General features: G+C 73.0%; 12 protein-coding genes. 5 read left to right on the top strand and 7 right to left on the bottom strand.

Annotated features, from left to right (window positions below; translation table 11 throughout):
• The first annotated feature begins 124 nt into the window (after window positions 1-124).
• Complete coding sequence (locus tag ACLQ20_RS09880; RefSeq protein ID WP_151455740.1) at window positions 125-847, top strand: VOC family protein; 723 nt, start codon at window positions 125-127, stop codon at window positions 845-847.
• Window positions 848-975: 128 nt separating this feature from the next.
• Here ACLQ20_RS09880 and ACLQ20_RS09875 read toward each other — a convergent pair whose 3' ends face one another.
• Both ACLQ20_RS09875 and ACLQ20_RS09870 read right to left on the bottom strand, forming a co-directional pair.
• Window positions 976-1,272, bottom strand: coding sequence for a hypothetical protein (locus tag ACLQ20_RS09875; RefSeq protein ID WP_151455739.1), 297 nt, complete (start codon window positions 1,270-1,272; stop codon window positions 976-978).
• A 110-nt stretch (window positions 1,273-1,382) separates the two neighbouring features.
• Window positions 1,383-2,717, bottom strand: a complete 1,335-nt coding sequence (locus tag ACLQ20_RS09870) for a hypothetical protein (RefSeq protein ID WP_425855094.1) — start codon at window positions 2,715-2,717, stop codon at window positions 1,383-1,385.
• A 260-nt stretch (window positions 2,718-2,977) separates the two neighbouring features.
• Here ACLQ20_RS09870 and ACLQ20_RS09865 point away from each other — a divergent pair, with 260 nt between their 5' ends.
• The 3 genes from ACLQ20_RS09865 (at window position 2,978) to ACLQ20_RS09855 (ending at window position 4,803) form a co-directional block, all read left to right on the top strand.
• A complete protein-coding gene (locus ACLQ20_RS09865; RefSeq protein ID WP_121399264.1) occupies window positions 2,978-3,169 on the top strand; it encodes a helix-turn-helix transcriptional regulator in 192 nt (63 codons plus the stop codon).
• Window positions 3,159-3,587: a hypothetical protein gene (locus ACLQ20_RS09860; RefSeq protein ID WP_327028180.1), complete on the top strand. Its 429-nt coding sequence runs from the start codon at window positions 3,159-3,161 to the stop codon at window positions 3,585-3,587. Before ACLQ20_RS09865 ends, ACLQ20_RS09860 begins: the two co-directional genes overlap by 11 nt.
• 172 nt (window positions 3,588-3,759) lie before the next feature.
• Window positions 3,760-4,803 (top strand): hypothetical protein, encoded by a 1,044-nt coding sequence (locus ACLQ20_RS09855; protein WP_151455736.1) that lies wholly within the window; start codon window positions 3,760-3,762, stop codon window positions 4,801-4,803.
• Between the two features lie 113 nt (window positions 4,804-4,916).
• On the opposite strand, the gene ACLQ20_RS09850 is transcribed toward ACLQ20_RS09855, so the two are convergent.
• Genes ACLQ20_RS09850 through ACLQ20_RS09840 form a run of 3 tightly spaced genes read right to left on the bottom strand, consistent with a single transcriptional unit; the run spans window position 4,917 to window position 7,339 of the window.
• On the bottom strand, window positions 4,917-5,381 hold the full coding sequence (locus tag ACLQ20_RS09850) for a hypothetical protein (protein WP_425855368.1): 465 nt from the start codon (window positions 5,379-5,381) through the stop codon (window positions 4,917-4,919).
• On the bottom strand, window positions 5,356-5,994 hold the full coding sequence (locus ACLQ20_RS09845) for an RNA polymerase sigma factor (RefSeq protein WP_425855093.1): 639 nt from the start codon (window positions 5,992-5,994) through the stop codon (window positions 5,356-5,358). The genes ACLQ20_RS09850 and ACLQ20_RS09845 overlap by 26 nt, the downstream gene beginning before the upstream one ends.
• Before the next feature lie 34 nt (window positions 5,995-6,028).
• A complete protein-coding gene (locus tag ACLQ20_RS09840) occupies window positions 6,029-7,339 on the bottom strand; it encodes a S8 family peptidase (RefSeq protein ID WP_425855092.1) in 1,311 nt (436 codons plus the stop codon).
• Window positions 7,340-7,526: 187 nt separating this feature from the next.
• Between ACLQ20_RS09840 and ACLQ20_RS09835 the strand changes: the two genes are divergently transcribed.
• Complete coding sequence (locus ACLQ20_RS09835; RefSeq protein ID WP_425855091.1) at window positions 7,527-10,157, top strand: CHAT domain-containing protein; 2,631 nt, start codon at window positions 7,527-7,529, stop codon at window positions 10,155-10,157.
• Window positions 10,158-10,270: 113 nt separating this feature from the next.
• Here the strand turns inward: ACLQ20_RS09835 and ACLQ20_RS09830 are convergent, their stop codons facing one another.
• Window positions 10,271-10,921 (bottom strand): dihydrofolate reductase family protein, encoded by a 651-nt coding sequence (locus ACLQ20_RS09830; RefSeq protein ID WP_151457690.1) that lies wholly within the window; start codon window positions 10,919-10,921, stop codon window positions 10,271-10,273.
• Between the two features lie 120 nt (window positions 10,922-11,041).
• Complete coding sequence (locus ACLQ20_RS09825; RefSeq protein ID WP_327028177.1) at window positions 11,042-12,070, bottom strand: SDR family oxidoreductase; 1,029 nt, start codon at window positions 12,068-12,070, stop codon at window positions 11,042-11,044.
• Window positions 12,071-12,131: the final 61 nt, after the last annotated feature.

Genomic DNA, 12,131 nt, shown 5'->3' with positions numbered 1-12,131 from the left:
GCGGCCCGGCGGCCGTCGAATACTCGGCTGCGCACGACGCGGCCCGCCCCTAGGCTCCCGAGCTACGCGCCGGCGAGGCGTGCTGTCGACAGCGGTCACACCGCCGATCGGAGATGCGCAGGAGATGACGAGTCAACTGTTCGCGCTCAGCTTCGACGCGAACCAACCCCTGCGGCTCGCCCGGTTCTGGTCCGGGGTCCTGGGCTGGGACGTGGCCGACGACCCACACGACGGTGTCGCGCTGCTGCCCGGTGACGACACCGGGTTCCGGATCCGTTTCCTTCCGACCGGGAGACCGAAGGTCGGCCCGAACCCGATGCACTTCGACCTGACGAGCACATCCCTCGAAGACCAGCGGCAGACGGTGGCCCGGGCGCTGGAACTCGGCGCGGAGCACATCGACGTCGGCCAACGGCCCGAAGAGGGTCACATCGTGCTCGCCGATCCCGACGGCAACGAGTTCTGCGTCATCGCGCCGGGCAACAACTTCCTCGCCGACTGCGGATTCGTCGGGGCGCTGGCCTGCGACGGCTCGCAGGAGGTCGGCTACTTCTGGAGCGAGGCGCTGGGGTGGCCGCTGGTCTGGGACCAGGACCAGGAGACCGCGATCCGTTCACCGCTCGGCGGCCCGAAGATCACGTGGGGTGGTCCACCCCTGAATCCGAAGACAGGCAAGCAACGACTGCACTTCGACCTCGCTCCGCCTGCGGACGGCGACCAGCAGACGGAGGTCGACCGGCTGCTCTCCCTCGGGGCCACCCGGATCGACATCGGCCAGGGCGAGGTCAGCTGGGTGGTCATGGCCGACCCCGACGGCAACGAGTTCTGCGTGCTGACGCCCCGTTAGCCACCCCCGGGCGCCCGTCGCCGGGTCGGCTGCACGGACGACCGGGGACCGGCATGGTCAGCGACTTTCGGCTGCCACGGTGCGCCGGGACGGCAGCGGTCGGCGGCCGTCCCGGCGGAACTACCGGTTCAGCAGGTGGTGTTGCGGGCCGGGACCCAGCCGTCCACGGACGGGTTCTCAGCGCCGTGACCGTAGATCCAGGCGTCGTCGTCGACCGCCGAGACCTGACCGTGCCAGCGGAACCCGCGGCCGGCAGTCAGGGTGAGCAGCACGTGGCTGTGCGGCGCGGCGCGCAGCCAGGTGTTCTCCCGGAGGTTGCAGACGATGCCCCACGCGTCGCTCGCCGAGGCCGGCGCGGCCACCACAGCCGTACCGGAGAAGACGACGGTCGCGACCGTCAGGATGTGCAGAAGGCGGCGTTTCACTCGCGTCCCTTCGACTGTGGATGATGACGGCCTCCGATTGTGGTCGATGGGTACGCCGCCGACGCCACGGGGGGCAGCATCACGTCGGCGCACCGCTCGGCAGCCGCCGCTCAGTGGAAGGAGTCGTAGAAGTCGTTCAGCACGTCGTGCACGTTGTCCCGGTCGAACTTCTCGATGCCCAGGATCAGGGCCAGCAGTTGCGCCGTGTCCTTGGGGATCTGGCACTTCGCCTCGGCGACGAGTTCGTCGAGCATCCAGTGCAGGAGCTGGGCGACGGGCGTCCGGGCGGCGAGGTCGGAGTTGATGGTGAACCGGATGGTGCCGTCCGCGTTGATGACCGTCGAGTGGTTCAGCATCTTCGGCTCGACCCGCACCACCAGCCGCCCCTCCGCCCGCATCAGCGCCAACATGGCCGCGTGCAGCGCCTCCATGTACGCCCCGATCAACGGCGCGTACGCCCGGTCCTGCGGCAGGTCGGTGAGCACGAGAGCGACCGGCTTGGGCAGGTCGGTCCTGGTGAAGTCGAGGCGGGTGAAGTCGTAGGTGCGCACCCACGCGCGGGTGATGCGGGACGCGAGCACGGTGTGCAGCGAGTCCATCCGGGGCGCGGCGCGTCCCCGCATGGCGGCCACCTGCGCGTCGGTGGGGAACGGGCCACCCTGGCCCAACGCCTCGCAGACGGTCTGCTCGAAGTTGGCGGCGTTCTGCAGGGCGATCTGGCCCTGCAGGTAGTAGGCGGCGTTGCGGTGGCGGTAGACGATGTCGACCGTCGGATTGTCCGCCAGGATGTGCGTGCCCTCGTGAGCGAGCGTGGCGGCGAGCTCCCACAGGTGCATCGTGCCGTCGAGCGCGGAGCGCCCCACGTTGATGATGGCGGTGTCACCCTGACCGCTGGCCAGTGCGCCCATCCCGTCGGGCAACGACAGGTTGCACACGAATCCCGACCGGCGGCCGTCGGTGCGCTCGAGCACTGCCCGCAGGGCCGTGACCGTCTGCGCGAAACGCGCCTTGGCCACCGACGAGGTGGACCCGAACAGACGCGCGAACGCGGTGTTGACGGCGACGTGCGTGGGGCTCTTGTCGTCGTTCATGACGTCGACGATCCTGGTCTTCAGTTCGTCCACAGCGGCGACGAGATACGGGTTGCCGACGGCGGAGGGCACGACCCCGTCGAGCGAGTCCTGCACCTCCTTGAACAGCGTGGCCGCCTGGTGCATCGTCGCGCCGCGTTCCGAGATCTGTTGCAGCCAGGTCCCGACGGCCAGGGCGGCGACCTTGTCAAGCCGGGCGGTCAACTGCTCGCGGCGCAGCCCTGCCGGCAGTGCCCCGACGACGGGGCGCAGCCGCTGCAGTTCGCACGCCATCAGCACCCGGTAGGTCTGGAACACCTCGCGCCGGCCGAGATCGAGTGCCTTCCTGGTCGCTTCGTCGGGAAACGGGAACATGTGGAGGGCTCCTTCGCTCGCCGGCCCGGCCCGGTCGGCCGAACGCCCGCAGAGAGGTAGCACCCGAAAGGCCGTGGCAGTCAGTAGCGCGTCGGTCATCGGACAGTGAGTGATCCGTCGCCCGCGCTCCCGGCCGGCATGTCGCCACCGGGGTGCCGATCGGGCCGGCGAGCCCTCGCCGGAGACAAGCGTGCTTGACAATTCCGGAGGGTGTCAAGCACGCTTGTCACGACAAGGTCACTTGACATCAGGGGGTGTTCATGAAGAACGACCTCTGCGCGCTCCGGCTGGCCACCGGGCTGTCCCAGCGCGAGCTGGCCCAGGCGCTGGGCGTCTCGCGACAGACGATCAACTCGATCGAGAACGGCCGCTACGACCCCTCCCTGCCGTTGGCCATCGCCATCGCGCGCCACTTCCACCGCACCGTCGAGGAGATCTTCCATGTCGACTGATCGACACACGGACAAGCGCAGGGCCCTGGCTCTCGGCGTCGGCATGGCGATCGTGGCGCTGCTGATCGCCGTGGGCCTGCTGCTGCGCGAGCACGCTCCCGGAAACATGGGAGTGGGCTTCCTCCTGGGCGCGGCGGTCGGGCTGATCGGTGCCGCGGTGATGGCGTGGCGGCTCAGCAGGCGACCGGACCGTACGACGGCCTTCGAGCGGGCGTGGTCCCAGTCGGGCGACGAGCGGGACGACGCCGTCCTCACCCGCGCCCTGGCCGTGCTCGGGCTGCTCGCGCTACCGCTCACCGGTGCGGCGGGGATCGCGATCGGGCTCGGCGCCGCGGTCGAGATGATGCTGGCGCTGCTGATCCTGACGGAGGTCCTGGTCGGGGCGACCGCCTTCGCGGTCATCAACCGACGCAGTTGAGCGCATCCGAGCGCTCCGCGGCTTTCGCCGGCTTGACGGCAAGTCACGCCATCTGACATCACCCGCCAGCGCCAGATGTATCTACTCGCATCGATCGGACTCCGTAAGGGTGTCCACCCGCCCACGCCACCACCTCGGGGCGAACGGCGATCCCCCATCATCGGGAGGAAATGTGTCTACCAGACTCGCAGGAAGAGCGCGCCGTTCGACGCTCGCCCTGCTCACCGGCGCGGCACTGGCGACGCTGTTGTCCGTCACCGCGGCCGGTGCCGCACCACTGGCCGGGCCGGCGGACGGCCCCGCCACCGCCGCCGCGGTCGACGTGTACATGAAGGACACCGCCGCCGACGTGGGCCTCGAACCGCACGCGTTGAACCCGCTCTGGCAGAGCCCGGACATCAAGGTCTGCCACACCGCCATCGAGTGCGCGACCAGCCAGAACCCGATCGTCGGCCAGCGCAACTACATCTTCATCAAGCTGCGTAACCCCGGCCCGTACGGCGACAGCGTCATGGAGGAGGGCACGATCTGGGTCTACCGGACCACGCCCGGCGGCGGGGCGGGCTGGCCGGGCGCGTGGACGCAGATCGGGGCGATGGCGGTGCCGGTCTACCCGGGCGTCACCACGGTCACCATCCCGTGGGACAACGTGCCCGGCCCGGGTCACTTCTGCCTGCTGGCCCGCTGGGTCTCCGCCAACGACCCGATGACCTTCGAGGGACCGGACATCGGCGTCAACACCCGCAACAACAACAACATCGCCTGGCGCAACGTGGACTCGGTGGCGGTGACCGCCGGCGGCCTGGCGCAGATCCGGCCGTTCGCCATCGGCAACACGCTGACCCGGCCGGCCCGCAGCAGCGTGGTCTTCAGCCAGACCGGGGCACCGTTCCAGGCCGCCGGTGGCCGGCTCGTCGCCGACCTCGGACCGACCCTGTTCGAGCGCTGGGCCAAGGGCGGCAAGGCCGGCAAGGGTGTCCGCGAGGTGGGCCGCAACCAGGTCGAGATCGTCGACATCGGCCAGGCCAGCCTGGACAACCTGGAGCTCAACCCCGGTGAGCGGCTCGCCTTCTCGCTGAGCTTCACGGCGGCCGTGCCGACCCGGGAACAGACCGCCGTCAACGTGACCCAGGTCGGCCCGGACACCACCGGCGCCGCACGGGCCGACCTCGGCGGCGTGCGGTACGACATCACGGTGGTCCAGCGGGCCAAGTAACGCCCTCGAGGGGCAGGGACGGAGGTCGCGGACGGGGCCCGCGACCTCCGTTCCACCCGTCCGGCCGGTGTCCCGGGCGGTCGCCGCCTCGCCCGGTCCCGCCCGGTGTCCGCTCAGCGCAGGGTGACCCAGGCGGTCGCCACCACGTACCCGGCGGTGCGGGCGCAGAACTGGACCGGGCCGGCGGGCGGCACCCCCATCGAGAAGTAGCCGACCGCGTCCACCGGCACCTCCTCGTACGGGCCGACGGCGGTCCGGGCCGCCACCCGCCCGCCCCGGGCCGGTGAGAGCTGCCCGACGATGCCGGTCGGGGTCAGCTCGATCTCGACCACCACCGCACCGGTGCGGAACGTCAGCGTGCGGGCCGAGCCGGCGGAGCGGGTGGGACCGGCCGGTTCCGGGTCGCAGACCGAGTCGAAGGTCAGCTCGGCGAGGGCCAACTCGGCGTCGACGGTCCGCCAGCTGAACGCGGCGTGCGCTGCGGCCAGGAACTCCTCCGGCACCGGGCCGGAGTCCCGCAGGGCGGCCCTCAACTCGGCCAGCAGGGCGTCGTCAGCGGCTGGCGGCCACGGCTCCATCCCGGTCACCTCCGCTCCCCTCGTCACCCGGGCGCGCCCTGAGGAAAGGGGCGAGTGCCGGACAGTTCCGCAGCTTGTGCAGGCACCGGGCCTGACTCGGACCGACGCTACCCACCGGCATGCCCAACCGCGCGCCGATCTCGCGGTAGCTGACCGGCGGATCGGCCAGCAGCAGGGCCAGCAGGTCCTGGCAGCGCGGCGGCAACTGCGCGAACGCCTCCCGCAGCGCCTGCTGCCGCTCGGCGCGCAACAGGTCCTCGTCCGGGGTGACCGGGTCCACCAGCAGATGGGCGCCGACGTGCCGGTCGACCGAGTCGTCGTACGGGTCGAACGGCTGGGTCCGCCGGCCGAGGCGAAGCAGCCGGTAACACTCGCGTCGGGTGGTGGTGACCAGCCAGGCGGGCAGGGCGTTCGACTCCCGCAGCCGTCCCAGGTGCTCCACCGCACGAAGCCAGACGGTCTGGTTCACGTCCGCCGCGTCGACCTGGTCGAGCCCGTGGGACCGGATCACCGAGAGCACCAGCGGGGTGTAGCGGCGCACCAACTCGCCCCACGCCCGCTCGTCACCGCAGGAGGCGGCGGCGACCAGCCCGACGGTGCTGCGCTCGCTCACCGGTACGACGCCCGGCGCGCCGCTGCCGACGACCTCACGCGACGAGCACGCCGTAGTCGGGATGCCAGCGGGGACCGGCGACCAGCACGGCTCGGGCCGCCTCCGCGCCGAGCCCGGCGCTGGTCATCAGCGCGGCCAGCCGGCCGGCGACGTGGCCGGTGGCGAACGAGGTGCCGGTCCAGGCCGCGAAGCCGTCGAAGTACCGGATCGGCTGGCCCGGCAGTTGCAGTCGACCCCTGACGTAGGTGCTGGTCCGGTCCCCCAGGGCACAGGCGTCCACCCACGACCCGTAGCTGCTGTACGGCGCCGGGACCGGGCCGGTGGCGCCGGCACTCACCGCGCCCACCGCCAGGACCCTGTCCAGGGCGGCCGGCCAGGCCCGCCGGCTGGTGCCGGCGTTGCCCGCCGACGCCACCACCGCTCTGCCGGGCAGCCCGGCCAGGGCGTTGACCAGCGGCAGCGGAGGCTGATCGTCCTGGGTGAAGTAGCCCAACGAGAGGTTGACGACCGACACCTGCGGGCCGAGCCGACCGAGGGCGGCGACCAGCATCTCCTCGTCGCCGACGCCGGTCGCGTTCAGCGCGGCCTCGGGATCGAGACGTACGCCCGGCGCCGCCTGCCGGACCACTCCGGCGACGAAGGTGCCGTGGCCGCCCTGGAGTGCGAGCACGTCAGCGCCGACGTAGAGGGCGTCCTCGTCGTCGACCTCGGGAAGGTAGCTGCCGGCCAACCACTGTGGATGGCGGGAACCGGCCAGCCGCCAGATGCCGGTGTCGCAGATCCCCACCGTCACCCCCGCCCCCTCACCCGCACGCGCCGGATCCGGTGCGGGCAGGGCAGCGGCGACCCGCGGCGGACCGCCCGGGTTGCCCATGATGTTGCCGAAGCCGAGCAGGGCGTGGTGCGGCTGGAGCAGGGGCGCCGGCTGCCCGGGCCACTGCTTCGGGTCGCGGAGCCTGGTCACCACCGACGGGATGTCGGTCTCGGTGGCGAAGAGGAGTCGGGCCACCCCGCCGAAGCCGACGCCCTCGGTGACCGGGTGGCCGTAGCTGCGCAGCCGACCCACGACCCGCTGCACGTCGGGGTGGGCCACGAGCAGTTGCCGGGGCCGGTAGAGGAACTCCCGGCCCGTGACGGCGTGGCGGCGCAGGTCGGGGTCGGCGGCCAGGGCCTCCAGGAAGACCCGCTGGTAGGTCTCGTCGGGCGACTCGCCGGCGGCGGCCGGGGCGCCGCGCCCGACGAGACCGAGCGGCGCCGCCGCGGCGGCAAGGGTGGACCAGGCCATGACCTGCCGGCGGGACAGCCCGGCGGGCGGGCGCGACGCGAAGGAGTCGTCAGACGGCACCGGTCCTCCAGGCGGTCGAAGATGCGTGGTCGGCGGCGGGCCGGGCAGCTACGGAAGCGCTCTCCGAGGCACCGGACGATTATTTCAAAGGATAGTCGGGTGTCAATTGATCGTCGGTCAGGCGACTGATATCCGATCCGCCTCGAGGCGATTGACCGGGGAGCGCGACTGCGGGATTCTTCTTGGCATGGCCGACAGCACCGATCCCGGTGCCGTCCAGGCCCAGGCCGCACTCGACGCCGTCCAGCGCTACCCCCGCGAGGCGATCGCGATCGCCCGGCAGGTCCTCGCCGCCGGGCAGCCCGACGCCGACGAGCGGTCCACCGCCGAACGCGCCATCGGGCTGGCCCTGCGGGAACTCAACGACCTGCCGGGCGCCCTGCGGCACCTGCGCCGGGCGGTGCGGGTCACCGACTCGCCCCGGGCACGGGCACTGGCCCGGATGAGCCTCGGGTACGTCCTGGCCAACGCCGGGCGCACCGGCGCGGCGCTCCGCGCGGTGACCCTGGCACTGCCCCGACTGACCGGTGCCGACGCCGGCCGGGCCCGGATGCAGCGGGGCGTCGTGCTGCACTACCGGGGACGGTTCGACGAGGCGGTCCGGGACTACGGCATCGCGGTGGAGATCGCCCAGCGCGAGGGCGACCTGCTACTGGAGGCACGGGCGCGCAACAACCGTGGGCTGCTCAACGCCCACCGGGGCACCAGCCGGGACACCGACGACGACCTGTTCCGCTCCGCGGCCATCTTCAGCCGGCTCGGGCTCGACCTGGCCGCCGCCGACACCCGCTGGAACATCGGCATCGCCGCCGGCCAGCGCGGCGACGTCGCGGGCGCGCTGCGCAGCTTCGCCACCGTCGGCGACGAGTACCGCCGGTTGTCGGTGCCCCGGCCGGCGCTGCTGTTGGACCGCTTCGAACTGCTGCTCTCCGTACCGCTGGTCGACGAGGCGGTCGAGGTCGCCACGTCCGCCGTGACGGAGCTGCGGCGGCGCGGCATGGCCTCGGATCTCGCCGAGGCGCTGCTGGCGCGGGCCCGGGCGGCGCTGCTCGCCGGTGACCTGGACACCGCCGCGACCGCCGCCGCCTCGGCCCGGGCCCGCTTCCGCCGCCAGGGACGCCGCATCTGGGCCGCCTTCGCCCGGCACGTCGAACTGCGCGCCGAGTTCGCCCGGGGCACCCGGGCGACGGCCCTGCTCACCGCCATGGTGCGCACCGCCGGGCAGCTCGACGCCACCGGCTGGCCCTCGCCGGCGCTGACCACCCGGATCGAGGCCGCCCGGCTGGCCGAGGCGATGGGCCGGCCCGCCCGGGCGGCCGAACTGCTGGCGGTGGCGGCCCGCGCGCACCGCCGGGGCACCGCGCCCCACCGGGCCCAGGGCTGGTACGCACTCGCGCTGCGGCGCCGGCTCGACGGTGACCTGCGCGGGGCCGCCCGGGCCCTGCGCCGGGGGCTGGGGGTGCTCGACGGCCACCGGGCCTCCCTGGGCGCCACCGAGCTGCGCGCGCACAGCGGGGCGTACGGGCACGAACTCGCCGCCGAGGGACTGGACATCGCCGTGCGCACCGGCACGCCCGCCCAGGTGTTGGCCTGGGCGGAACGCTGGCGGGCCAACGCCCTGCGGATGCGCGCGGTGCAGCCGCCGCAGGACCCCGAGCTGGCCGCCGCCCTGGCCGAGCTGCGGATGGTCAGCACCGCCCTGGAGGACGCGCTGCTCGCCGGGCACCCCGGGTACGCGCTGCGGCGCAGCCAGGGCCGACTCGAACAGCGCATCCGCGAACTGGCCCGGGGGGCGGACGGCGGGGCCCGGGGCGCGGACGGCGGCGACCTGGTGGCACCGCCCACGGTTGGCGCCCTCGCCGCCGCGCTCGGTGACGCCGTGCTGCTTGAGCTGGTGGCGCACGGGCCACGGCTGCGGGCGGTACTGGTCCGCGACGGTCGGACCAGCCTGCACGACCTCGGCCCGCTCGACGAGGCGCTGGGCCGGGCCCGCCTGCACCGGTTCGGCCTGCGCCGGCTGGTCACCACCGGCGACTCGGCCAGTGCCCGGGCCGGGGTCGAGTTCGCCACCACCGCGCTGGACCAGCAGCTCTTCGACCCGGTACGCCGGCTGCTGCGCGACCGGCCACTGGTGATCGTCCCGATCGCCGCGTTGCACGCCGTGCCCTGGTCGGGCCTGCCGACCTGCGCCGGCCGGCCGGTGACGGTGGCGCCCTCGGCGACGGTCTGGTTGCGCGCCGTCGGGCGGATCGTCCCGGCCGGCCCGCCGGTGCTGGTGGCCGGGCCCCGGCTGCCCGCCGCCGAGACCGAGGTACGTCAGCTCGGCGCGGCCCTGCCCGGCTCCCGCCCCCTCACCGGCTGCGCCGCCACCGCCGACGCGGTCACCGACGCGCTGAACGGGGCCGGGCTGGCGCACATCGCCGCGCACGGCGCCTTCCGCGCCGACAACCCGCTCTTCTCCACCCTCGAACTGGCCGACGGGCCGTTGACCGCGTACGAGTTGGAGCGGCTGACCCGCCCACCGGGCTGCGTGGTGCTCTCCGCGTGCGACTCCGGCCTCTCCGGCGTCCGGCCGGGCGACGAGGTGATGGGCTTCACCGCCGTGCTGCTGGCCCTGGGCACCCGCAGCCTGATCGCCACCGTGTTGCCGGTCCCGGCCGACCTGACCACCGCGCTGATGCTGGACCTGCACCGGCGGATGCGTGCCGGTGCTCCGCCGGCGGTGGCGCTCGCCGAGGCCCAGCGCGCGTTCGACACCGCCGGTGGTGGTGGCGCCCATGCCACCGCCGCCGCGTTCGTCTGCTTCGGCGCCGGCTGAGAGGAGCCCAAGCCGGTGGGGAGCCGCCTGGTGTCGAGCGACCGGCAGGAGAACGGCGACGTGGCGACGATCAGTGACTCGTCCACCTCGGATACACAACGGCACAGCCAGCACTATCGCCGTCCACTCGCACTGGGCGAGTTCGGCGACCTGCCGCCACCCGGTCGACTCGGGTTCGTGGCGACGTAGGTCGCGATGATCGCGCCCGTGCTGGTCACCTGGCTGTCGGCCAGCCGCAGCGGACGGTGTGCGCCGTCGGCGCCGAACAGGCGCTTGCCGCCGCCGCCCACCACCAGCGGATCGATCATCACCCGGAGTTCGTCGACCAGGCCGAGGTCCAGCAGGGTCTGGAAGAGACCGGGACTGCCGATCAGATGCAGGTCCTTCCCCGTCTCGGCCTTCAGCGCGCGCACGGCCGCCTCGATGTCGTCTGGCAGCAGTGTCGAGTTCGACCAGCCGAGCGGCTCGTCGAGAGTCGTCGAGGCGACGTACTTCGGTAGCGCGTTCAGGGGCCCGGCGAGCACCTGCTGCTCCTCCGGCGCGTTCGGCCAGTGGGCCGCGAAGATCTCGTACGTGCCCCGTCCCAACAGGTAGCCGCCCGCGCCGCGTACGTTCTCGATCACCCAGCCCATCGACAGGTCGTCGAAGTAGTGGGCATGCCAGCCGCCGTGCTGGAAGCCACCGGTCAGATCCTCGTCGGGATAGCTGGGAGCCTGCACCACCCCGTCCAGCGTCATCCACTCGTTCGCGATCACTTTCCGCATCCCGGCTCCTACCGATCGTTGGTTCCGCCGCTCCGCCCGCACGGCGGAACAGCCCCGTCACCCTCGAGGACGGAGCCGGGCGCCCGTCTTCGACATGACCCGCGAGCGGCCGGGCGGCCCCTACCGCCGGCCGGTGAAGTCCTCGACGTGGTCGCGAGCCCACTGCGCGAACGTCAGTGCGGGCCGGCCCAGCAGATGCCGGACGGTGTCGGTGACCGGCTCGGGGTGCGTGATCATCGCCGCGTGGCCGGCGATGATCGCGGCGGCTACGCCCGCCGGCATCGTGGGGAAGAGCTCGGCGGCGGCCTGTGCGGAGTCCATCTCCTCGTAACGCAGTGTCCGGCCGAGCGCGGCACCGATCGCCGCGAGCTGATCGACCTGCGTCAGTTGCTCGGGGCCGGTCAGGTGGTGGGCCGCGCGCTGGTGCCGATCGTCCGTCAGCAGCCGCGCCGCCACCGCCCCGAGGTCCGCCTCGTGCACCAGGGCCCGTCTGGCCTGGGGAACGAACCACCGCAGTACGTCCGACTGCTGGATCTGCGGCGCCCACGCCAGGGTGTTCGCGGCGAAGCCGCTGGAGCGCAGGAAGGCGTACTCGGCGGCCGATCCTGCGAGCAGGCCCTCCAGATGGGCGTGGGAGCCCAGGATGGTCCCGTCCGGCCCAGCGGCACCGTCGGGGTCGTCCGGCACGCCGTGAGTGGACAGATAGACGATGCGCCCGACCCGCTCGGCCAGCGTCGCCACCAACCGACCTGCCGCATGGTCGGCCGTGACCGACGGGAAGACGAGGAACAGCGCATCCACACCGTCCAGCGCGGCGCTCAGGCCGTCGGGCACGGTGAGATCACCGCCGACCACCTCCACCTGCGGCCCCAGGGCCGCCGATGCCCTCGCCGGATCGCGGGACAACACGCGCACCCGCACGCCCTCGGCCTCGACGAGCCGGGCGACGACCTGCCCGCCCACTCGCCCGGTCCCCCCGGTCACCAGTACCGTCCGCTTCACGCTCATACCAACCACGCCCTGATCCGCTCGATCGAACCTGCCGTGTCGACGGTAGAAGTTGAAGTGGACTTGAGGGCAAGTGCCGGAGGACCGGCACCACGGTCGGCTGGGGCTCCGGCAGTCCCGACGACCATCCAGGGCGGACACCGCAGAGCCCGGGCGGGCGGAAGGTGCGTACGGCGTCGGCGGCCCGGCGCGGGTGGTTCCC

It is taken from the genome of Micromonospora sp. DT46 (assembly GCF_049841735.1).
Taxonomy (GTDB): domain Bacteria; phylum Actinomycetota; class Actinomycetes; order Mycobacteriales; family Micromonosporaceae; genus Micromonospora; species Micromonospora reichwaldensis.
Note: the sequence above shows the minus strand (reverse complement) of the source record. Positions and strands in the feature narration are given on the sequence as shown.